This window comes from Streptantibioticus silvisoli (assembly GCF_027947535.2).
Taxonomy (GTDB): domain Bacteria; phylum Actinomycetota; class Actinomycetes; order Streptomycetales; family Streptomycetaceae; genus Streptantibioticus_C; species Streptantibioticus_C silvisoli.
On record NZ_JAAGKO020000053.1, the window covers coordinates 22,347 to 44,341 of the forward strand.

21 protein-coding genes are annotated in these 21,995 nt (G+C 73.9%); 13 read left to right on the top strand and 8 right to left on the bottom strand.

The window, feature by feature from the left end; translation table 11 throughout:
• Window positions 1-2 precede the first annotated feature (2 nt).
• From POF43_RS27805 to POF43_RS27815, 3 genes are all read right to left on the bottom strand, one after another.
• Window positions 3-1,049, bottom strand: a complete 1,047-nt coding sequence (locus POF43_RS27805; RefSeq protein WP_271318365.1) for an AAA family ATPase — start codon at window positions 1,047-1,049, stop codon at window positions 3-5.
• 538 nt (window positions 1,050-1,587) lie between these two features.
• Window positions 1,588-3,588, bottom strand: coding sequence for a VMAP-C domain-containing protein (locus POF43_RS27810; protein WP_271325109.1), 2,001 nt, complete (start codon window positions 3,586-3,588; stop codon window positions 1,588-1,590).
• Window positions 3,589-3,636: 48 nt separating this feature from the next.
• On the bottom strand, window positions 3,637-4,572 hold the full coding sequence (locus POF43_RS27815; RefSeq protein ID WP_282704820.1) for a CU044_2847 family protein: 936 nt from the start codon (window positions 4,570-4,572) through the stop codon (window positions 3,637-3,639).
• 165 nt (window positions 4,573-4,737) lie between these two features.
• Between POF43_RS27815 and POF43_RS27820 the strand changes: the two genes are divergently transcribed.
• From POF43_RS27820 to POF43_RS27830, 3 genes are all read left to right on the top strand, one after another.
• Complete coding sequence (locus POF43_RS27820; RefSeq protein ID WP_271318773.1) at window positions 4,738-4,923, top strand: DUF6104 family protein; 186 nt, start codon at window positions 4,738-4,740, stop codon at window positions 4,921-4,923.
• A gap of 464 nt (window positions 4,924-5,387) precedes the next feature.
• Entirely contained in the window at window positions 5,388-6,236 is an 849-nt protein-coding gene (locus tag POF43_RS27825) for a DUF4097 family beta strand repeat-containing protein (protein ID WP_271323782.1), read from the top strand.
• Window position 6,237: 1 nt separating this feature from the next.
• Entirely contained in the window at window positions 6,238-7,179 is a 942-nt protein-coding gene (locus tag POF43_RS27830; protein WP_271323781.1) for a PadR family transcriptional regulator, read from the top strand.
• Between the two features lie 851 nt (window positions 7,180-8,030).
• On the opposite strand, the gene POF43_RS27835 is transcribed toward POF43_RS27830, so the two are convergent.
• Window positions 8,031-8,993, bottom strand: a complete 963-nt coding sequence (locus POF43_RS27835; RefSeq protein WP_271317142.1) for a zinc-binding dehydrogenase — start codon at window positions 8,991-8,993, stop codon at window positions 8,031-8,033.
• 363 nt (window positions 8,994-9,356) lie between these two features.
• Here POF43_RS27835 and POF43_RS27840 point away from each other — a divergent pair, with 363 nt between their 5' ends.
• The gene (locus tag POF43_RS27840; RefSeq protein ID WP_372516141.1) at window positions 9,357-10,574 is read left to right on the top strand and encodes an NAD(P)-dependent malic enzyme; all 1,218 of its coding nucleotides are present in this window, start codon (window positions 9,357-9,359) and stop codon (window positions 10,572-10,574) included.
• A gap of 237 nt (window positions 10,575-10,811) precedes the next feature.
• Here POF43_RS27840 and POF43_RS27845 read toward each other — a convergent pair whose 3' ends face one another.
• Window positions 10,812-11,591, bottom strand: coding sequence for a class I SAM-dependent methyltransferase (locus tag POF43_RS27845; RefSeq protein WP_271323780.1), 780 nt, complete (start codon window positions 11,589-11,591; stop codon window positions 10,812-10,814).
• 96 nt (window positions 11,592-11,687) lie between these two features.
• Between POF43_RS27845 and POF43_RS27850 the strand changes: the two genes are divergently transcribed.
• The gene (locus tag POF43_RS27850; RefSeq protein WP_271323779.1) at window positions 11,688-12,257 is read left to right on the top strand and encodes a CGNR zinc finger domain-containing protein; all 570 of its coding nucleotides are present in this window, start codon (window positions 11,688-11,690) and stop codon (window positions 12,255-12,257) included.
• 25 nt (window positions 12,258-12,282) lie between these two features.
• Here the strand turns inward: POF43_RS27850 and sodX are convergent, their stop codons facing one another.
• The gene (gene sodX / locus POF43_RS27855; protein WP_372516142.1) at window positions 12,283-12,807 is read right to left on the bottom strand and encodes a nickel-type superoxide dismutase maturation protease; all 525 of its coding nucleotides are present in this window, start codon (window positions 12,805-12,807) and stop codon (window positions 12,283-12,285) included.
• A gap of 76 nt (window positions 12,808-12,883) precedes the next feature.
• Here sodX and sodN point away from each other — a divergent pair, with 76 nt between their 5' ends.
• The 4 genes from sodN to POF43_RS27875 all read left to right on the top strand — a co-directional run bounded on the left by sodN (window position 12,884) and on the right by POF43_RS27875 (window position 16,065).
• Window positions 12,884-13,279 (top strand): superoxide dismutase, Ni, encoded by a 396-nt coding sequence (sodN, locus tag POF43_RS27860; protein WP_271317679.1) that lies wholly within the window; start codon window positions 12,884-12,886, stop codon window positions 13,277-13,279.
• A gap of 446 nt (window positions 13,280-13,725) precedes the next feature.
• Window positions 13,726-13,929 (top strand): cold-shock protein, encoded by a 204-nt coding sequence (locus POF43_RS27865; RefSeq protein ID WP_271317678.1) that lies wholly within the window; start codon window positions 13,726-13,728, stop codon window positions 13,927-13,929.
• Between the two features lie 241 nt (window positions 13,930-14,170).
• Window positions 14,171-15,031 (top strand): nucleotidyltransferase domain-containing protein, encoded by an 861-nt coding sequence (locus POF43_RS27870; protein ID WP_282704821.1) that lies wholly within the window; start codon window positions 14,171-14,173, stop codon window positions 15,029-15,031.
• A 152-nt stretch (window positions 15,032-15,183) separates the two neighbouring features.
• Window positions 15,184-16,065, top strand: a complete 882-nt coding sequence (locus POF43_RS27875; protein WP_271318730.1) for a 1-aminocyclopropane-1-carboxylate deaminase/D-cysteine desulfhydrase — start codon at window positions 15,184-15,186, stop codon at window positions 16,063-16,065.
• Window positions 16,066-16,348: 283 nt separating this feature from the next.
• Here POF43_RS27875 and POF43_RS27880 read toward each other — a convergent pair whose 3' ends face one another.
• Complete coding sequence (locus tag POF43_RS27880) at window positions 16,349-17,956, bottom strand: Na+/H+ antiporter (protein ID WP_271313349.1); 1,608 nt, start codon at window positions 17,954-17,956, stop codon at window positions 16,349-16,351.
• An 83-nt stretch (window positions 17,957-18,039) separates the two neighbouring features.
• Between POF43_RS27880 and POF43_RS27885 the strand changes: the two genes are divergently transcribed.
• From POF43_RS27885 to POF43_RS27900, 4 genes are all read left to right on the top strand, one after another.
• On the top strand, window positions 18,040-18,300 hold the full coding sequence (locus POF43_RS27885; RefSeq protein ID WP_271324450.1) for a UBP-type zinc finger domain-containing protein: 261 nt from the start codon (window positions 18,040-18,042) through the stop codon (window positions 18,298-18,300).
• A gap of 64 nt (window positions 18,301-18,364) precedes the next feature.
• Window positions 18,365-18,877 (top strand): GNAT family N-acetyltransferase, encoded by a 513-nt coding sequence (locus POF43_RS27890; protein WP_271313347.1) that lies wholly within the window; start codon window positions 18,365-18,367, stop codon window positions 18,875-18,877.
• 236 nt (window positions 18,878-19,113) lie between these two features.
• A complete protein-coding gene (locus tag POF43_RS27895; protein ID WP_271313346.1) occupies window positions 19,114-19,527 on the top strand; it encodes an ATP-binding protein in 414 nt (137 codons plus the stop codon).
• Window positions 19,528-19,877: 350 nt separating this feature from the next.
• Window positions 19,878-21,074, top strand: coding sequence for an RNA polymerase sigma factor SigF (locus POF43_RS27900; RefSeq protein ID WP_271313345.1), 1,197 nt, complete (start codon window positions 19,878-19,880; stop codon window positions 21,072-21,074).
• A gap of 429 nt (window positions 21,075-21,503) precedes the next feature.
• On the opposite strand, the gene POF43_RS27905 is transcribed toward POF43_RS27900, so the two are convergent.
• A complete protein-coding gene (locus POF43_RS27905; RefSeq protein ID WP_271324449.1) occupies window positions 21,504-21,917 on the bottom strand; it encodes a hypothetical protein in 414 nt (137 codons plus the stop codon).
• Window positions 21,918-21,995 lie beyond the last annotated feature (78 nt).

The following is a 21,995-nucleotide window of genomic DNA, read 5'->3' on the forward strand; positions in this document are numbered from 1 at the left end:
GGTCACCGCCCCCGGTTCAGCGGCCGCATGAGCTGGTCGGCGAGGCGTTCGCGGGTGCCGGCGTCCTCGTCGTGGGCGCGCTGGGTGAGGTAGATGGCGTTCAGCAACTGGTCGGCGCAGCGCTGTTCACCGGGGGCGCGGTCCAGGAAGCGCTGGATGATGACGCGGTTGTGCTCGGCGGCGCCGGGGCCGAAGTGGGCGCGGACCATGGCGGCGAGGCGTTCCTCGTCGGGCGTGTCGAGCCGCAGGTGGATGCAGCGGCGCAACAGCGGTGCGGGGAAGTCGCGTTCGCCGTTGCTGGTGAGCACGACGAACGGGAAGGCGCGGCAGCGGATGCGGCCGCCCTGCACCGGGACCCGGCCGCCGTCGTCGTCCTGGACCTCGACCACCGGGTGGCGGTCGGCGATGCGTTCCAGTTCGGGGATGGCGAACTCGCCCTCCTCCAGGGCGTTGAGCAGGTCGTTCGGCAGGTCGATGTCGCTCTTGTCCAGCTCGTCGACGAGCAGTACCCGGGGTTTGGCGGCGGCGAGCAGGGCGGTGCCGAGCGGTCCGAGGCGGACGTAGCGGCCGATGCCGTCACCGGGCGGTGGCACGTCCTCGGTCTCAGGACCGGGCGGTACGCGCTGCACCGGGTGCGCGGTGCGGGCGAGTTGGAGGTCCTGGAGGCGGGCGAGGGCGTCGTACTGGTAGAGGCCGTCGCGCAGCACCGTGCGGCTGACGATGGGCCAGCGCAGGACGCGGCCGAGTTTGAGTTCGTGCGCGACGGCGTGCGCGAGGGTGGACTTGCCGCTGCCGGGTTCGCCGGTGACCAGCAGCGGGCGGCGCAGGTAGAGGGCGGCGTTGATGAGTTCGAGTTCGGTGTGGCCGGGGCGGAACTGCTCGGCGAGGTCCTGCTGGAGGCCGAGCCGGCGGGTGCTGGCGGTGTCGATGGCGGCCGGGGAGGCCACCACCGGCTGGCCGTCGAAGTTGCGCCACGGCGGCGGTCCGGGCAGCCGGTCGATGCCGTCGTGCGGCTGTCCGGTGCCGCGGTAGATCAGCCAGTCGTTCATCTCGCGCTCCTCGTCACGGTCCGGGCCCGGTGGCCCGGGTTCCAAGGGCGCTGCCGCCGATCCCTCCACTCCGGAGAGTGATCAACCGGCGACCCCCCGTCATGACATTACCCACCGGGGGGCTCTCCAACAGTCCCGATACCTACCCGTCCCGGCGAATTTCCCAGCCCCGAACTTGACGTAGCGTCAACATGGCTGCCACGGGCCACCGCTCGTGTCGCCACGGGCCCGGCCTCCGGCCCCGGCGCGGGGCCTCCGTCCCGTGCGGGCCTTCGTCCCCCGAGCGAGTCCCGTCGGCGGGGCCCGTCCTCCCCGAGCGGTCCCCGCCAGCGGGCAAGGCCCTCCGCCCTCGGCTCGGCACCGGTCGGCGGGCCGCTCCGTCAGCGGGCCGGCTCCGGTCGGCAAGCGGGCCCTCCGCCCCACCGCGCACCCCGCCGGCAACCCGCTCCATCAGCAACCTGGCCCGTCAGCAGCACGCTCCGTCAGCGAGCCGGCCCCGTCACCGAGCGGGACCCCGTCGGCGAGCCGCACCCCGACCTCAGCGCGGGGCCGGGAGGTCGCCGGCCCAGGAGCCCGGCAGGGGCAGGTCGGCGTCGTCGTAGAGCAGCATGAGGCGCGCGGCGTCCATCGCGCCCGGGCGGTGGTCGTGGGCCTCGGCGCGCGACGCCCGGACGGCCTCGGGCAGTCCGGCCGGGCCGCCGGCGCGCTCCAGCAGCGCCGCGGCCGCGCGGCGGAAGGTGTCGCAGTCCGTGCCGCAGCCGTCCGGCGGGTGCGGGGCGCCGAGCCAGAGCGCGACCCCGTGGCCGGCGTCGAGGACGTCCATCATGGTCTCCAGCGCGGCGCCCCCGCCGACCCGGCCGCACAGCACCGGCACCGCGCCGGCCTCCGCGTGGCGCAACTCCTCGTAACCGGGACCGTGTCCGCCGGCCGGGAGCGGCAGTGCGGTGAGCCGGCCCGCGCCGGTGAGCAGCCGCCAGCGTTCACGCCACTCGGGCGGCGGCGGCACCCGTTCGACGTCCCGCAGCACGACAGGGCGCCGGGTACCCATCGGGCGGGCCGGGCGGTGCGGGCGGCCCGGCAGGCCGGTACCCGGCACCCACAGGTGGACGGCGGTGTCGAAATGGTGCACCGGCAGGGCGACTTCGACGGTCGCCGGGCGGCCCGACTCGTCGGCCCGGTCCAGCGCGAGCGCCAGCGGCTCCTGCACCTGTGCGACCGCCTCGTCGAACGCCACGCCGTCCCGCTGGTCGCAGACCGTGGTGATCTGCCGGTCGTGCGCCGAACGGACCAGCTGGATCTCCCAGCGGAAACGCACCGGGCGGTTCTCCTCCCAGACCACCGGCGCCAGCGCCACCAGTACCGACGACCCCTGTTCCGACCGCCGCGCTCCGGGTCCCGGCACGTCCAGCCCGGCCAGCCGCGTACGGTCCGGCGCGGGCAGCGACATGGCACGGCGGGTGGCGAAGTCGCGCAGTTCCCCCGCCGCCAGGGCGTCCTGCCCCTGCACCTCACGCGCGACCAGCAGCAGATACGTCACGAAAGCCAGCAACTGCTTGCCGCTCTCCGGTTCGTACAACAGCCCGTGACCGTCACGCCAGGCGACCGGCAGCGGATCGCGCACTGTGCCGGGCCCCAGGACACGTTCCACCAGCCGCTGCACCACACCGGTACTGCGGGGCGGCGGCAGTTCGGCCAGCAGGCCCAGCGCCTCCGCGCGGTCGTACGGCGTCCACTCGCCGATGACGGTGTCCAGGCGCCCCTGTACGTCGATCCACGTGCTGCGGCCGGCCCGCAGCAGTCGTTGCTGCGCGAAGTGCCAGCGGTCGTGTTCGCGCACCAGCTGCTGGTACGGATCGGGGCCGAGCGACAGCTCCGGCACCAGCGGCCGCGCGCCGGCCAGGCCGCGCAACGCGGTCAGCCGGACCGCCTTGCCGCCGTCGCGGTTGCGGCGGCGCGCCTTGACCACGCCGATGACCCGCCCGTGCGCCAGGTCCACGACCAGCGAGCCGGACACGCCCGCCGGGATCTCGGAGTCCGGGCCGAGCCGGAAGACGTGGACGCCGTCGTTGCCGACGACGTCGCAGGTGCCGTCCCACGTCCACAACTCGTCCCGGGTGCGCCGCCAGCCGAGCGCGGCCACCGTGCGGGTGACCGGCGGTACCGCACGATCGCTCAGCCAGGCACAACCGTGCTCGACGGGCGCGGTGAGCCGGATCAGGGCGAGGTCGGGGAAGATCTCGAACTCCCGGTCGTCGCCCGGGTCCCAACCGTGCGTAATAGCGTCCGGCGACGGCAGCGTGTACACCACGGCGCCGGGCACGACCCGGCCGCCGACCCGCACGCCGACCCCGTCGCCGGCGGCCCAGTGGCGACGGCCCAGACTGTCGCGGCGCACCAGGACGTGCGCGCAGGTCAGCACCCAGCGCGGCGCGACGAGCAGACCACTGCCCCAGAACTCGGCCTCCTCGTGCGGTGCGGCGTGCACGGCGACGGTCACCTCGCGCGCCAGTTCACGCAACCGCCCCTCGGCCTCCGGCACCCCGGTACCGACACGGAGGCGGGGATCCAGGCTCACCGGCCGGGCCCGCTACGCATCGCCGGTTCCGCCGGACGACGGGACGCCGCGCGGGTGAGCGGGCGGCGGTACGGCGGGGGTCGGTACGGCGGGCGGTACACCGGGGGACGGCGGTACACCGGCGGACGGCAGGGCAGGGGGCGGCACGGCAGGCGGTACGCCGGGCGGCGGCACGGCGGAGCCGGGCGCGGCCGGAGCGGGGGCTGACGACGGGGGCGTCGGCGCGGGGACCGGCGGTGCGGGAGCCGACGGCGTAGGCGCGGGAACCGGCGGTGCGGGGAACGTTGGGGTGCGGGGCGGCGGCGTGGGCGTGGCCGGGGAGGGCGGTGCGGCGGACGGGGGCGTGGACGGCATCGGGGGCGGCGCCGGGGCGCGCGGCGGGGGCGTGGCGCGCCCGAGGCGGTCCTTCCAGGTCAGCGTCACCTTCAGGGTCCCGGTGGTCTGCGCGTCGGCCAGCACACTCACGATGACGCCGCCCCGGACGGCGAACTCCACACCGAACTCGACGGCGACCTCGTCCGGCGCGGCCTGCGCGGCGGCGTCGCGGACCGAGGCGGCGACCCCGGTGATCAGGGCCCGCAGCCGCGACACCCGCGCCAGGGCGCCGTCCAGCGCGCCGACGTCCTGATAGTCGTCGTACGCGTCGGTGTCGTAGTCGCCGTATGCGTCAGCGTCGCAGTCGCCGTAGACATCGGTGTCGGAATCCGGCGCATCCGCGTCGCGCGGTGTGCCGTCTGAGGCATGACCTCCGTCGTCCTGGGCGTCGTCCCCGTCGTACGCGCCGTCGTCGGGGGCGTCCCGGGCAGCGGGGGCGCCGCGGCGCGCACCACCGGGCACGCCGGCCCCGCGGTCGTCGTACGCGCTGCCGTCCGGCCCGGTACCGGGGGCGATCCGGGCCCACACCGGCGTGCCGTCCGGCAGCCGGATGAGTCGCGCCTGTCGTGTCATCGGCGGCCTCCCGATCCCCCGACACGGCGCCTGGTTCCGCGTCGTGCGTGACGTGATCCATCGGGCCCGGCGCCCGCGCCATCCGCCACACCGATGACCAGGGGCCGCGCCTATCCTGACTGGTAACGACCGTGAGCCCGAAAACGTATCGATCCGGAGCATCCCTTGTACTTCACCGACCGCGGCATCGAGGAGCTGGAGAACCGACGTGGCGACGACGAGGTGAGCTTCGAGTGGCTCGCCGGCCGACTGCGGGAGTTCGTCGACCTCAACCCGGAGTTCGAGATCCCGGTGGAACGGCTGGCGACCTGGCTGGCCCGGCTCGACGACGAGGACGACGACGACGCGTGAGTACGACGGTGCGATGGACGGCCGATCCGACAGACCGATCGTCGGATCTTCCGACAGGGTGACCGGACGGCCCGGTCGGCGGCCGGTCAACCCGACGGCCGGGTGATCACCCCGCCGCACCGTCCGCACCGTCCGCACCGGAGCCTCCGCGACCGCCCTCCGCCCGTCCCGCGACCGCCCGTCCCGCCTTCCCGCGCCGGAGAATCCGCCGCCGCGAGCCGCCCCGCTCCCGTCACCTCCCGCGCCCCATCACCTCCCGCACCCCGGCCCCGACGCCATCCGCCTCCCGCGGGCCCGGTCCGCGCCGCCCCGATCACCGTTCGGCGCAAGGGTTTTCCCTGACGCGACCCGGAGACGCGGATCAGGGAGGGACCGGGGTCGGGAGTTCCTTGACATTCGACACACGCGATATATCGTGTTCATCAAAGGACGCGATATGTTGCGTTCGTCGTCGGGAGGCCGGGATGTCTGAGCGGAACTGGACCGTGGCGGAGCCACGGAGGATCGTCTTCGAGGAGCCGGTCGGCGAGCTGCATGTCCGGATCGTCGGCGGCACGGTGAACGTGGTGGGGGTCGACGAGGGCCCGGCCCGGCTGGAGGTCGCCGAGTTGGACGGCCCGCCGCTGATTGTCACTCAAAAGGGTGGCAGCGTGACCGTGGCCTACGAGGACCTGCCGTGGAAGGGCCTGCTGAACTGGCTGGACCCCAAGGGCTGGAAGCGACACGTGGTCGTCTCGCTCGCGGTGCCGACTACCACCCGGGTCGAGGTGGGTGTCGTCAGCGCCGAGGCGGTGGTCTCCGGCGTCGGCGGGCGCACCACGGTGCACGGCGTCAGCGGCGACACCGCCCTGGTCGGGCTGTCCGGCGAGGTGGACGCCCACACGGTCTCCGGCAGCGTCGAGGCGCAGGCACTCTCCGGCGACCTGCGGGTCAACACCGTCTCCGGCGACCTCACCGTCATCGAGGGCACCGGCTCGAAGGTCAAGGCCGACTCCGTCAGCGGCAACATGGTGCTCGACCTGGACCCGTCGGCCGGCGCCGACGTCCGGCTCAACACCGTCTCCGGCGAGATCGCCATCCGCATCCCCGAGCCGGGACACGCCTCCGTCGAGGCCAACACGGCCAGTGGCGCGGTCAGTTGCGCGTTCGACGAGCTGCGCGTCACCGGGCAGTGGGGTGCCAAGCGGATCACCGGCCGGATCGGCAGTGGCGACGCGCGGCTGAAAGCCACCACCGTCTCCGGCTCCATCGCGCTGCTGCGCAGGCCACCCATGGAACCGGCCGAGGCCGGCGCCTTCCGGAAGGACAGCTGACATGGCCCCCGTCTTCGCCCACGGCCGGCTGCGGCTCTACCTGCTCAAGCTGCTGGACGAGTCGCCCCGGCACGGCTACGAGGTGATCCGCCTGCTGGAGGAGCGCTTCCAGGGGCTGTACGCGCCGTCGGCCGGCACCGTCTACCCCCGGCTGGCCAAGCTGGAGAAGGAGGGGCTGGTCTCCCACACCACCGAGGGCGGCCGCAAGGTCTACTCCCTCACCGACGCCGGCCGGGAGGAACTCGCCGCACGCCAGGGTGAGTTGGTCGACCTGGAGCAGGAGATCCGCGACTCGGTCTCCGAACTGGCCGCCGAGATCCGCGAGGACGTGCGCGGCGTCGCCGGCAACCTGCGCCGCGAAGTGCGGGAAGCGGCTCAGCAGGCCCGCAGCACACCGAGCGGCGGGGGCCCCGGGGAGCCGGCCCAGTGGGACCAGTGGAAGAAGGAGTGGAAGGAGCAGGCCCGCCGGGCCAAGGAGGAGAGCCGGCACGCCAAGGAGGAGGCCCGCACCGCCCGCCAGCAGGCCAAGGACGCCCAGGCCAACGCGCTCGACGAGGTACAGCGGATCGTCCGCAAGGTGCAGGACGACGTGCAGGACCACGCCCAGCGCGGTGACTGGCAGGGCGCGGTGCGCGAGGGGCTGGCCGGCATAAGCCGGGAGCTGGGTCAGTTCGGCCGCACCAGCGGCTGGTCCGGGGTCGTCAAGCCCGACCCGGAGGAGACCACGGTGCCGGACTGGGCCGCCGACGAGGCCGTCTCCGACGACCCGAGGCGCGACCTGGAACGGCTACTGGACCGGTTCCGCGACGACGTCCGGGACGCCGCCCGCGACCACGGCGTCACCGCCGACCAGGTGCGCGAGACCCGCCGCCATCTGTCCTCCGCAGCAGCCCGCATCGGCGGGGTTCTGCGCGGCGCGGAGCGGGCCGACCCCACGGACTGACCACGCCGCGGCGGACGGAGGCGGCGCTCTTGGACCGGGGTCGCCTCCGTCGGCCACCGCGGGTCGAGGGCCGGCCGCCTCCGTCGGCGACCGCACGCGAAGAGCCGCGCCGCGCCGTCGGCCACCGCGGGTCCAGGTCCGCATCCGCCAACCACCGCGTGCGAAGAGCCGCGCCGCCCTCGTCGGCCACCGCGCGCCGGGGGCCGTCCCCGTCAACCGTTGCCCCGGGACTGCCGCGGGGACGGCGTGCGGTGGGCCACCCGCCGGGCGAAGATCACCGTTGCGATGTGATCCGGCCGCCAGATCGCCGCCCGGCTCAAGGGCGGCCAGGCGGGACAACGGGACCGGGGTCGACGGGGCTTCCATGACCGGCGATCAGGTCGGCCGGTACGTGTTGCGGGCGGCGAAGTCCGTTGACGGACCGCGCGTCGAAGGCACCGGCGCCGTCGCGGGGACCGGCGCGGGGACCGGCGCGGGCGACCCCGGGCGCCGCGGACGGCCCCGGCACCGCAGGCACCGCACCCCCGAACGCCCGGGGCGCCCCAAACACCGCGGACGGCCCGACGCCCCCGGCGCCCCGAACCCGACCACCGCACCGGAGCGCACCGCACCGGAGCGTCGAGAACCCCGCTCCCGCTGCCGGGCGGCGGTGCCCCCGCGCGCCGTTCCCATGCAGCGGCACCGGCCCCGGCGCTGGCCGCAGCGCCGGGGGAGCGATGGACGTCAGCACCGGTTGACGTTCACCACGCCGACCTCGGCCTCCGGAGTCGGCAGGCGGCGGCGCCCCCGCGTACCGGCGGAGCCCGTCGCCGGAGCACGTCGCCGGAGCACGCCCCGGTGAGTCCCGCAGGTCAGACCGTGAGGACGATCTTGCCGAACAGGTCGCCGCCCGACATCTTTTCGAAGCCCTCACGGGCGCGGTCCAGCGGGAGTTCGGAGTCGATGACCGGCCGGACGCCGGTGGTGGCGCAGAAGGCCAGCAGGTCCTCCAGTTCGTCCTTGGAGCCCATGGTCGAGCCGACGACCTTGAGTTCCAGGAAGAAGATGCGGGTGAGTTCGGCCGACTTGGGGCTGGGGCCGCTGGTGGCGCCGGAGATGACGATGGTGCCGCCGGGCCGCAGGGACTTGACCGAGTGCGACCAGGTCGCGGCGCCGACCGTCTCGATGACGGCGTCGACGCGGTGCGGGAGCCGGGCGCCGGGTTCGAACGCCTCCAGCGCTCCGAGTTCGACGGCGCGGCGGCGCTTGGCCTCGTCGCGGCTGGTGGCGTAGACGCGCAGGCCGGCCGCCTTGCCGAGCACGATGGCGGCGGTGGCGACGCCGCCGCCGGCCCCCTGGACCAGGACGGAGTCGCCGGGACGGACGGAGGCGTTGGTGAAGAGCATGCGATACGCGGTGAGCCAGGCGGTGGGCAGGCAGGCGGCCTCGGCGAAGGACAGTTCCTTCGGCTTGGGCAGCACGTTCCACGACGGAACGGTGACGCGTTCGGCGAACGTGCCCTGGTACCGCTCGGTGAGGATGGAGCGGGGCTCGTCGGGGCCGACGCCGTAACCGGACTGGCCGATGACGGAGTGGACGACGACCTCGCGGCCGTCCTCGTCGATCCCGGCGGCGTCGCAACCGAGGATCATCGGCAGGTACTTCTCGTGCAGCCCGACCCCCCGCAGCGACCACAGGTCGTGGTGGTTGAGGGAGGCGGCTTTGACGTTGACGGTGGTCCAGCCGGGCCGCGCCTCGGGGGCGGGGCGGTCCCCGAGTTCGAGGCCGTTGAGCGGCTGGTCGGAGTCGATCCGTGCGGCGTATGCGGCGAACATGACGCGACTTTAGGCGAATCCGGGGCGGTTGGAAGCGATGCGAATCACCCGGCGTCGGCCGCGTGGCTGTGGCAAAATCGGATGACGGGTGATCCCCGGGCCCTGACGGGCCGGACCATGCGCCGTGCGCCGATCAGCGCGCGCCGGTGCATCGCTTGTCCCCACGCTCACCGCATGACCGTTCACCGCACGGTCGTTCACCGCATCGTCGTTGCGCGGCGCCGGCACATCCGGTGTCGCGGGACCGGTGGTACCACCCGCGGCGACGTGTTTCCTTTTCACCCCGGCATCGGGCTTTTTCACACGTGTGCGGCGTGTAGGCAGTTATACCCTCAATGAAAATGAGACAAAGGGGTCAAACAAGTGACTGCGGAGATCCTCAATATCCGGAGCGAGGAAGGCATGGACGACGAGGTGAGCGAGCGGCTGCGGATCGACCCGGCGTTCGCGCTGCACCGCGGCGGCAAGATGGAGATCGCCGCGACCGTGCCGGTGCGCGACCGTGACGACCTGTCCCTGGCCTACACCCCCGGCGTCGCCAAGGTCTGCACCGCCATCGCCGAGCAGCCGGAGCTGGCGGACGAGTTCACCTGGACCTCGAACGTGGTCGCGGTGGTCACCGACGGCACCGCCGTGCTGGGCCTGGGCGACATCGGTCCGCGGGCGTCGATGCCGGTGATGGAGGGCAAGGCGATCCTGTTCAAGCAGTTCGGCGGGGTCGACGCGGTGCCGATCACCCTCGACACGACGGACCCGGACGAGATCGTGGACACGGTCGTGCGGATCGCGCCGTCCTTCGGTGGCATCAACCTGGAGGACATCTCGGCGCCCCGGTGCTTCGAGATCGAGAACCGCCTCAAGGACCTGCTCGACATCCCGGTCTTCCATGACGACCAGCACGGCACCGCGGTCGTCACCCTGGCCGCACTGCGCAACGCGGCCCGCCTGACCAACCGTTCGCTGGGCGAGTTGCGGGCGGTGATCTCCGGCGCCGGGGCGGCCGGCGTCGCCATCGCGCGCATCCTGGTCGAGGCGGGCATCGGCGACGTGGCGGTGACCGACCGCAAGGGTGTCGTGCACGACGGCCGCACCGACCTGACCGACGTCAAGCGCGAGCTCGCGTCGTTCACCAACAAGGGTGGTTTGACCGGCACCCTGGACGAGGCGCTGGACGGGGCGGACGTCTTCATCGGGGTCTCCGGCGGCACGGTCGCCGAGGACGCGGTCGCCTCCATGGCGAAGGGCTGCATGATCTTCGCGATGGCCAACCCCGACCCGGAGATCCACCCCGACGTGGCGCACAAGTACGCCGCCGTGGTCGCCACCGGGCGCAGCGACTTCCCGAACCAGATCAACAACGTCCTCGCCTTCCCCGGGATCTTCGCCGGCGCGCTGCACGTTCGGGCCAGCCGCATCACGGAAGGCATGAAGATCGCCGCCGCGGAAGCGCTGGCCGCGGTCGTCGCCGACGAGCTCAGCGCCGACCTCGTCATCCCCTCCCCCTTCGACCCCCGGGTGGCGCCCGCCGTGCGCGAGGCGGTCGCGGCGGCCGCCCGCGCGGAGGGCGTGGCCCGGCGCTAGACGCGTCAACCACGAGCACGAACCGGGCCCGCGTCCCGTCAGCGACCACTGACGGGACGCGGGCCTCGCGCGGTACGGGCCCCATGCGGCACGGGCCGTGAGGTACGCCGCGATCCGCTACGCCGCCAGCCAGTACGCCGGCCCACCGCCCCGCATCACCAGCGCCCGCCCTCCGCCGACGCAGTCCATCCCACCGACGCGGTCCTCCACGCCGACGCAGCCCACTGCCCCGGATGCCTACTTCAGTGCCAGCACCACCGCGTCGGTGACGCTTCTCCAGACGGTGCGGGACTCGGCGAAGCCGGCGGCGCGCAGTGTCTCGGCGTGCCAGTGCGGCGGGCGGGGGTCGCCGTCGGCGTGGGTGCCGTGGATGGCGTCGCGGCGGGCGACGGCGTCGGCGAGGGTGGGGTCGGCGCGGGCGGCGTCCCACCACCGGGTCCAGTCCAGGACGCCTTCGGGGCGGGCGGTGCGGCGGCGGTGCCGCAGGGCGCGTTCGGCCTCGTTCAGCCGGGGGGTGGTCGGGTCGGGCATGTGGTCGGCGTTGAGCAGGACGCCGCCGTCACCGACCAGGCCGGCCAGCTGCCCGTACAGCGCGGCCAGCGGTTCGGGGTTCAGCCAGTGCAGCGAGGTGGCGGTCAGGACGGCGTCGTAGCGGCCGTGCGGGAGCGCCCGGGTCCAGCCGGGGTCGCGCAGGTCGGCGGTGACGAAGGCGGCGCGGTCCTCGCCGGCGAAGTGGCCGTGGGCGATGGCCAGCAGGGCCGGGTCGACGTCGACGCCGACGCAGCGGGCGCCGGGCAGCCGCCGCAGGACCCGGCCGGTGAGGGAACCGGTGCCGCACGCCAGGTCGAGCACGAGGGGTTCGGTGCCCACGCAGGCCTCGACCAGATCGATCATGACCCGGAAGCGTTCCTCCCGGTCAGGCAGGTAGTACTCCTGCTGGCGGTCCCAGCTGTCCTGCCAGGCGCGCCAGTGCCGACCGGCTCCCCCGTGTCGTGATGTGTCAGCCGCTGTCATCATGTCCTCCCGACCCACGTCGTTGCGTAATACCCTCTAAAGGCACACAGGCATTACATCGGCGAGGTGACCGTAGACCCGCGAGCGTAAGGACTGCAAGTGGAATTGGGCTATTACTCGGAATATGCGGTCCGCCTGGTCAACTCCGAGGAACCGGACCGCCGCAAGGACACGCTGACCACCGTGGAGGCGGTACGCGAACTGTTCGGCGCCAACCAGCGCGCCGCCCGGCGGGCCACCGACGCGGACGTCAGCCGGCTCAGAGCGGTCCGCGTGCGGCTGCGCTCGGTCTTCGAGGCCGCCGCCGAGGGCGACGAGGTGCGGGCGGTCGACCTGCTCAACGCGCTCATGCTGGAGTTCCCGGTCAGCCCGCAGATCGACGGCCACGGCGACCCCGGCCCGGACGACCGCCCGCACTGGCACATGCACCTGGCCGACCACGCCTCCAACGCCACCGCGTCCTACACCGCCACCGCCTGCATGGGCCTGGCCGTGCGCCTGACCGAACTCGGCGTCGACCGCCTCGGCATCTGCCACGCGGCCAACTGCCGCAACGTCTACCTCGACACCTCCACCAACCGCTCCCGCCGCTACTGCTCCGACCGCTGCGCCACCCGCGCCAACGTCGCCGCGTACCGGGCCCGCAAGCGCCAGGAGGCCGCACGGTAACGGACGGCGCGGCGGGCTCGGACCGTTACGACGCCTCGCCGCCGGTGCCCGCGCGGAAGTCCGGCGCGAGCGCGCGGCCCCGGGCGCGGACCGAGACCGGGCGCAGCGCGAAGGCCGCCCAGGTCAGCGAGGCCAGCGCCGAACGGGCGCCGGTGCCGCGCGGCCGGAACCGCCACAACACCCGGGCCAGCACGAGGTCGTCGGGCACCACGCCGAACACCCGGCTGTCGGGCTCGGCGAACGGGTTGTCGCTCAGCACCCACCATCCGCCGTCGCGCCGGCCGACCGCGCGCTTGACGATGAGCAGGTCCAGCTGGAGCGGATGGCGCAGCACCACCACGTCCCCGGCCCGCACCCGGGCGGCGTAGCGGACCAGCAACCGGTCCCCGTGACGCAGCGTCGGCACCATCGAGGGCCCGGTGACGTCCGCCAGCCCCAACGGAATCATGCCCTCGCGCCCGCCCATCCCAGCGTCCTCCCGTTCGTTGGCCGTGCCGCGCCCGCCGGCCGTGACGCGTCCAGAGTGACACCGGACTTTTGTCTCCGGCACCAGGGGGCACCCGAGAAAAGCGGTCCCCCAGGGGGTAATGTCCCACCTACCAAGACGATCACCAGGAAGGACAGTCATGTTCTCTCGCCTGTTCGCGCCGAAGGTCCAGGTCAGCGCCCACTGTGACCTCCCCTGCGGTGTCTACGACCCGGCCCAGGCACGCATCGAGGCCGAGTCGGTCAAGGCCGTCCAGGAGAAGTACCAGGCGAACGAAGACGCCGACTTCCGCACGCGCGCCGTCCTGATCAAGGAGCAGCGCGCCGAGCTGGCCAAGCACCACGTGTCGGTTCTGTGGAGCGACTACTTCAAGGCCCCGCACTTCGAGAAGTACCCGCACCTGCACCAGCTGGTCAACGACACCCTCAAGGCGCTTTCCGCGGCCAAGGGCTCGAACGACCCGGCCACCGGCCAGAAGGCGCTCGACCTCATCGCCGAGATCGACACCATCTTCTGGGAGACCAAGAAGGCCTGACGCCCTCTTCGTCCTTTCCGTACCGCGGTGACTATCGATATTCGTTGCCCCGCCCGAGCCCGGCCCTCCGTCAGGGGTGCCGGGCTCGGGCGTTCGCGTTCCCGGCCCACCCCGTCACCGGGAGCGTCACTGGAAGCGTCGCCGGGAACGACACCGGGAGCGGGAGCGGCACCGGGAACAGCACCGGCGCTGGCCCCGCGCTGGCCCCGCGCCGGCCCCGCGGAGCGACGGAAATCACCCTCCTGGGACAGCTGCCGGTTCGGCGGGGCCTGTGTTAGTTTGAGGTCGTTGCAGTTGGTACCCATTGAGTGTGTGCGCGCCTGACGGTCTGTGACCATTGGGGGCGCTTTTTCATTTTCCGGGGGATTCCCGGATGGGATCAGCACGGCGACAGAACCGGGTACGCACAGTGCGTGCCCGGTGGAATGATCCCGAAGGAGATCGGCATGGCCAGCGGCACGGTGAAGTGGTTCAACTCGGAAAAGGGCTACGGCTTCATCGAGCAGGACGGCGGCGGCGCCGACGTCTTCGCTCACTACAGCAACATCGCCTCCTCCGGCTTCCGTGAGCTGCACGAGGGCCAGAAGGTGACCTTCGAGGTCACCCAGGGCCAGAAGGGCCCGCAGGCGGAGAACATCGTTCCCGCCTGACCCGCCCCCGCCTCACGGCACAGCCCGGGGCAAGGCGTCATCCGGTCTTCGGCGTCGCCTGACTCTCGGCACCCCGCCCCGGCTCCGGCCGGGACGGCGACGGGGTCCGCGCTCATCGAGCGCGGGCCCCGTTCCGCGTTCCCGGGGCCGCCGCGCCGCGCTGGCGTTCCGGCGGCGGCGCGGAAACACGGCTGGCGGAAACACGGTTGTGGGGGCGCCGGTCGCGTAGTTGGCTGGCGGGATGCTGGAGCAGGAGAGGCTGATCGCGCGGGTGCGCGCCGCGTGCCGGGACGACGAACGGCTGACGGCGGCGCTGATGTACGGCTCGTTCGCGGCCGGAGAGGGCGACGCGCACAGCGACATCGAGTTCTGGCTGTTCTTCGACCCGGAGCGGCACGGCACGGTCGACCCGGCCGCGTGGTGCGAGCGGATCGCGCCGGTGCGGCTGCTGGTGCTCAACGAGTTCGGCACGCACGTGGCGTTCTTCCCCGGACCGGTGCGCGGCGAGTTCCACTTCACCTCGTTCGCCGATCTCGGGGCGGTCCGCTCGTGGCCGGCCCGGGGCGCGGCGGTGGAGCGCATGGTGGTCAAGGACCGCGGCGGGGCGCTCGCTGCGGCGCTGCGGGCGGTGCCGGAACGGCCGGCGGCGCCGGACAGCGGCGAGGTGGCCGCGTTGTGCGGGCGGTTCGCCAACTGGCTGGTGCTGGCGGAACGGGTGGCGGCCCGCGGCGAGTGGCTGCGGGCGTGGGACGCGCTGGCGCACGCCCAGCGGCATCTGGCGTGGCTGGCCCGGCTGGCGGAGGGACGCACACAGCACTGGCTGACCCCGTCGCGGGCGGCGGAACGCGATCTGTCGGCCCCGGCGGCCGAGGCCCTGCGGTCGGCGACCTGCGCGGCCGGCCCCGGCGAGCTGCCCGGGGCGCTGCGGGCGGCGTGGTGGGCCGGCCGGCGGTACTGGACGCGGCTCGGGACACCGGCCCCCGCGGACTTCCTCGCCGAACTGGACGCGCTGTTCGCCCCGGCACCGGGCCCGGCGCCCACTCCCCCGGCCCGCCCCGCCGCACCCCCCGCCCCGGCGTCCACCCCGAGAATGGACGCGTGAACGAGCACGACGACCACGCCCCCCGCACCGGCCCGCCCGGCACGGCGTTCCCGCCGGGGGCTGTACCGGCCGGCGACGCGCCGGGGGCGTTCCCACTGGGGGTTGGACCGGACGGCGCCGCGCCGGGGGCGTTCCCGCCGGACGGCTCCCCGCTGGACGCGGTCCCGCACCGGCTGCCTTCGCCGCTGGAGGAGCTGGCCGAGCCGGCGCTGGAGCGGGTCGGGGTGCGGCTGGCGCTCAAGCGGGACGACCTGATCCATCCGCGGATACCCGGCAACAAATGGCGCAAGCTGCGGCTGAACGTGGCCGAGGCGGTCGCCGCCGGGCACGACACCCTGCTGACCTTCGGCGGCGCCTACTCCAACCACCTGCGGGCCACCGCCGCGGCGGGCCGGCTGCTGGGGCTGGCGACCGTCGGCGTGGTGCGCGGCGAGGAGTTGGCGGACCGGCCGCTGAACCCGTCGCTGGCCCGCGCGGCGGCCGACGGCATGCGGCTGTGGTTCGTGAGCCGGTCCGCGTACCGGGTCAAGCACGAACCGCGGGCGCTGGAGGAGCTGCGGGAGCGGTTCGGGCGGTTCTTCGTCGTACCGGAGGGCGGCAGCAACGCGGCGGCGGCCCGCGGCTGCGTCGCGCTGGGCCGGGAGTTGCGCGGCCGGGCCGACGTGGTGGCGGTGGCCTGCGGCACCGGCGGCACGCTGGCGGGCCTGGCCGCCGGGCTCGATCCGTCGGCGCAGCGGGCGCTGGGCTTCCCGGTGCTCAAGGGCGGCGGTTTCCTGAACGGCGAGGTGGAACGGCTCCAGCGCGAGGCCTTCGGCGGCCGGCGCGGGCGGTGGGAGCTGGACGGCCGGTTCCACTGCGGGGGTTACGCGCGCTCCGACGAACGGCTGCGGGAGTTCGCCGGTGCCTTCGCCGCACGGCACGGCCTGGCGCCGGAGCCGGTATACGTGGCGAAGATGCTGCTGGGGGTGCACACGCTGGCGGCCGAGGGCGCGTTCGCACCGGGCACCCGGATCGCGGCGGTGGTGACCGGCTGAGGGGGCGGCGGACCGGTCGGCGGGTCCATCGTGACGTATACCGCACGACGGCGCGGGCACGCGGCGACGACGTTCTCAGGAGCTCCAGCGGGTGGTCCATCGTCACGTATACCGCGGTCGACGGCGCCGGGCTCCCGGCGCCAAGCACCAAGCACCAACTGCACCCAGCCCCCCGCACCCGATCCTCCGCATCCCGCACCTCGCACCCGACCCGCCGCACCCCGCGCACCCCGCACTCCGCGTCCCCGCCCCCGCGCCTCGCACCCCGCGCACCCCATCACCGTCAGTCGTCGGCCGCGCTCTCTGCCGTGGCCTCCTCCAGGTCCAGGCGCAGCAGCAGGCTGCGGTACATCTCGTCGTCGATGCGGCGGGCGTCGCGCAGGGTCACGAAGACGTCGCGTTCGGCGGCGATGACGTCGCGGCTCAGGCGGCGGTAGGTGGCGTCGGCGGATTCGCCGGTGGTGTCGTTGACGGCGCCGAGCCGCTCCCAGACCGCGTTGCGGCGCCGGGTCAGCACCGCGCGCAGCCGGTCCTCCAGGGGCGAGGGGAGCGTGTTCTCCGGCCGGCCCAGCAGTTCCTCCAGCCGGGTGAGCGCCGCGGTCGACGCCTCGCTCTGCGCCTGCGCCTCGATGAGGGTGGCCCGCCGCTCGTCGTGCCGCGGCAGCGGGATCGCGCGGACCACCGACGGCAGCGTCAGCCCCTGCACGACAAGGGTGCCGATGACGCAGACGAACGTGATGAACAGCAGCAGGTCGCGGGCCGGGAAGCGGGAGCCGCCGGAGGTGGTCAGCGGGACGGAGAAGGCCACGGCGAGCGAGACCACGCCGCGCATACCGGCCCACGAGATGACGAACGGCACGGCCCAGGTCGGCGAGGGGTCACGGCGTTCCAGCGCCGGCAGTACACGTCGCGGCAGGTAGGTCGCGGGGAAAACCCACGCGTACCGCGTGATGATGAGCGCCACCAGCAGTACGGCCGCGTAGCCCACCGCCTGCCAGGCGCCGTAACCGAGCGATCCGACGACCACGGGCAGTTGCAGGCCGATGAGCGCGAAGACCGACGACTCCAGCAGGAAGGAGACCATCCGCCACACCGCGGCCTCCTGGAGGCGGGTGGCGAAGTCCACCTCGTAGCTGCGGTGGCCCAGGTGCAGCGCGACCACCACGACGGCCAGCACACCGGAGGCGTGGACGCGTTCGGCGGCGGCGTAGGCGACGAAGGGGATGAGCAGCGACAGGGTGTTCTGCAGCAGTGGCTCGGTCATCCGTTTGCGCGTCCAGTGCAGCGGCACCATCAGGAGCAGGCCGACCCCGACGCCGCCGACCGCCGCGACGACGAAGTCGGCGGCGCCGGTGAGCCAGCCGGTGCCCTCGCCGACGGCGGCGGCCAGCGCCACCCGGTACAGGGTGATCGCGGTGGCGTCGTTGAGCAGCGACTCGCCCTGGAGGATGGTGACGACCCGGTCGGGCAAGCCGACGCGGCGGGCGATCGCGGTGGCGGCGACCGCGTCCGGCGGGGCCACCACCGCGCCCAGCACCAGCGCCGCCGACAGCGGCAGCCCCGGCACCAGGGCGTGCGCGACGACGCCGATCACGCCGGTGGCGAACAGCACGTGTCCGACCGACAGCAGCCCGACCGGGCGCAGGTTGGCCCGCAGGCCGAGGTAGGAGCTGCCGAGGGCGGCGGTGTGCAGCAGCGGCGGCAGGACGAAGGGCAGCACCCAGTGCGGGTCGAGGGTGTACCGCGGCACCCCGGGCAGGTAGCCGGCGCCCAGCCCGGCCAGCACCAGCAGGATGGGCGCGGGCGCCCCGGTGCGGCGGGCGACACCCGCCACCAGCGCGCTGCCGGCCACCAGGAGCAGGACCTCGGTGCCGCCGGTCATCCAGGCCATGTCGTCGTTTCCCGGTATCCGCCGCGGTGGCCGCGCGCCGCCCGCCCCGCCGGAACGGGACGAAGGCGCCTAACCTGGACATCATGAAGCCGTGTGCCCACGTTTCCGAGCTGCCGCGCCCCGAACCCGAGCCGAAGGATCCGACCTGCCCGCAGTGCCGGGCGGCCGGGACCGATCCGGTGCAGTTGCGGCTGTGCCTGAGTTGCGGGTACGTGGCGTGCTGCGAGTCCTCCCCCGACCAGCACGCGGTGGAGCACTTCGAGGCCACCGGCCACCCGGTGATGCGGTCGTTCGAGCCGGGCGAGACGTGGCGCTGGTGCTACCTGGACCAGCGGCTGACCTGAACGGCCACCGGGGCGACGGGGGCCGCGCCGCCCGCCTGTCGTAGCCGGCGGTTAGCCTGGGGGCATGATTCGAGTCGCCACCCCGGCCGACGTCCCGGCGATCCACGCGATGGTCCGCGAACTCGCGGAGTACGAGCGGGCGCTGGAGGAGGCACGGGCCACGCCCGAGCAGCTGGGCGAGGCCCTGTTCGGCGCGCACCCGGCCGTCTTCGCGCTGATGGCCGAGGACGCCTCGGACGGCAGACCGGTGGGTTTCGCCCTGTGGTTCCGCAACTACTCGACGTGGACCGGTACGCACGGCGTCTACCTGGAGGACCTGTACGTCCGGCCGGACGAGCGCGGCGCCGGGCACGGCACCGCGCTGCTGGCCGAGCTGGCGCGGATCTGCGTCGCGCGCGGCTACGACCGCTTCGAGTGGTCGGTCCTGGACTGGAACGAACCGTCCCTGGGCTTCTACCGTTCGCTCGGCGCCGAGCCGAAGGACGACTGGACGGTGCACCGGCTGTCCGGCGCACCGCTGCGCGACCTCGCCGCGACGGCCGAACGCGACAACGGCTCCATATCGCTCCCGAATTGACCCGACCCCACCCCCGTCACGTTCCGTACGCGCCGACTTACCATGAGTGATGTCCGCGAGGTCCGGGGGTGCGGAGCCGCGTCGGGCGGGCCGTCGTGTCAGGTCCGCGCGACACCGGGGCACCGATCGCGGTACGGTCCCGGTGGGCGGACGCGCCGGGAGAACGGCTCCGGGCGGGTCCGCGGTCACGGACGCTGATCCCAGCTCAACCACTGTGCGCCACCTTGGAGGTGAGGGTGTCCCAGATCGCAGGCGAATCCGGGTCGAAGGACTTCGTGGAGGTCCGGCTGCCCGCGGCGGGGGCCTATCTGTCGGTGTTGCGAACGGCGACCGCCGGTCTCGCGGCCCGGCTGGACTTCACCCTCGACGAGATCGAGGACCTACGCATCGCCGTGGACGAGGCGTGCGCGATCCTGCTTCAGCAGGCCGTGCCGGGCAGTGTGCTGTCGTGCGTCTTCCGGCTCGTGGGGGACTCGCTGTGGGTGACCGTCTCGGCGCCCACCACCGACGGCCGGGCCCCGGAACGCGACACGTTCGCCTGGACAGTGCTCTCGGCGCTGGCCGGCGAGGTGGAGTCCACCGTCGCCGAGGACCGCACCGTCACCATCAGCCTGCACAAGAAGCGCGGCGCAGGCCCCGGACAGTCGTGAGGTCCTCAGATGTCCCACGTCCTCAAGCGCGGCCGCGGGCTTCCCGCTCCCGGCGCCCGGCGGGCAGCCGCCCGATACCCGGCGCCCGGGGCGCGGGCCGGTAGCCGCGACGAGGGCACAACGATGCGTACGAGGGGGCGGTTGTCGTGAGCACGGAGGCGCCCCGCGGGCTCAGCCAGGATGGGACCCCCGGTTCCCCGGCCACCGCGCCGGGCGGGCGCGGCGGTGCCTCGGCGGCCGTGCCCGCGCAACCCGCCCGTTCCGCCGCGACGGCACGGCGGTATCAGGCGCGTCAACACCCCGTGCCGCGGACCGACGGACCGGCCGTGGCGGAGCAGGCGGATCATCCCATGGACCAGGACCAGCAGTACGACCCGCAGGGCGGGCACGACGTGCGCGACCACACCGCGCGGCCGGACACCCCGCCGCCGGCCGGCACGCCCGGCGGTGACGGCTCCCCGGCCGACGGCTTCGCCGGCCCGGGCGGCCCCACGGCCAACGGCGAGCGTCGCGACGCCCCCGACACGTCCGGCGCCGACTCCGCCACCGGCGGCGGTACGGCGGACGGCGGCGGTACGCCTGACGTCAGTACGACCGGTGCCGGCGCCACCGCCGGCTCGGACGGCACCCCGGACCCCGGTACGGCGTCGGACGGCGCCGCCGGGGAGGCCCATGACCGTGGTGAAGCCGAAAGCGGCGACGCGGCCAAGGACGGCGAGGCCGCGAGCGACGGTGACGCCGAGGCCGACGGTGACGCCGGGGCCGACGAGGAGCCGCCCGAGGTGCCGGACCCGCGTGACCGGGCCGGGACCAAGGCGCTGTTCGTCCGGCTGAGCACGCTGCCGGACGGATCGCCGGAGCGCGCCGAGCTGCGCAACCGGCTGGTGCAGATGCACCTGCCGCTGGTCGAGCACCTCGCGCGCCGGTTCCGCAACCGCGGTGAGCCGCTGGACGACCTCACGCAGGTCGCCACGATCGGTCTGATCAAGTCGGTCAACCGGTTCGACCCGGAGCGCGGGGTGGAGTTCTCCACGTACGCCACGCCCACCGTCGTCGGCGAGATCAAGCGGCACTTCCGCGACAAGGGCTGGGCGGTACGGGTACCGCGCCGCCTCCAGGAGCTGCGGCTGGCGCTGACCACCGCGACCGGTGAGCTGTCGCAGGCGCACGGCCGGGCACCGACGGTGCACGAGCTGGCGGAGCGCCTGAAGATCTCCGAGGAGGAGGTCCTGGAGGGGCTGGAGTCGGCGAACGCGTACAGCACGCTGTCGCTCGACGTGCCGGACACCGACGACGAGTCGCCGGCCGTGGCCGACACCCTGGGCGCCGAGGACGACGCGCTGGAGGGCGTGGAGTACCGCGAGTCGCTCAAGCCGCTGCTGGAGCAACTGCCGCCGCGGGAGAAGAAGATCCTGCTGCTGCGCTTCTTCGGCAACATGACGCAGTCGCAGATCGCCCAGGAGGTCGGCATCTCGCAGATGCACGTCTCCCGGCTGCTGGCCCGCACCCTGGCCCAGTTGCGCGACCGCCTGCTGGTCGAGGAGTAAGTCGCCACGCGGCACCCGCGGAAGCCGCCCGGGTGGCAACGGCACGCCGCGCGGCGCCGCACACGGAAAGGGCCGGCCGGGACGTATCCCGGCCGGCCCCTTCGTCGTGTCCTCACCGCGAGCGTGGTGAGCGCGGTGTCATCGCCCCGGCGGCGGCCCCGATGTCGGCCCCGGCGGTGAAGGCGTCGTCGCCTCGCCCCGGTCGCGTCCCAAGAGCGCGTCAACGCGGCCGGACCGCACGGACACCTTCCGATCCCGTCAGCACGGCCCGACCGCACCAATACCGCCCGATCGCGTCAACACCACGTTCGTGACGTGCACCGCACCAACACCGCCCCACCGCGTCAACACCACGTCCGTGACGTGCACCGCACCAACACCGCCCGACCGCGTCAACGCCACGTTCGTGATGTGCGCCGCGTCACGCGGTCAGTTGACCCGGCGGATGCCCAGCGCGTCGGTGGTGGCCGGGTGGACCAGCAGGAAGGCGGTGAGGACCGCGACCGCCATGACCGCGACGCCGGCCGGGGTCCAGCCGCCGCCAGTCTCGATCATGGTGTAGCCGACCGGCAGGGCGATGAGCTGGGTGGCGACGGCCGGGCCGCGGCTCCAGCGGCGGGCGGTCAGCAGCCCGCGCACGGCGACCAGCGGCAGCGCGGACATCACCAGCACGGTCACACCGCCGAAGAGGGCCTGCTGGGTGCTGGCGGGGTGGCCGAAGGCGCCCAGGCCCACCATGTAGAGGCCCGCGACGGCGATCGCCAGGCCCTCGGCGGCGGTCAGGACGGCGGCGGCGGTCAGCCGGCGGGGCCGGGCGGGGGTGGTGTTCTGCGTCGCGCTCACACCGGCAGGGTAGCCCGGTCCGGTGGCCGGCCGGCCATCGCGGTTCGGGTGGAACGCCGTGGCCTGGGTACCCTTCGT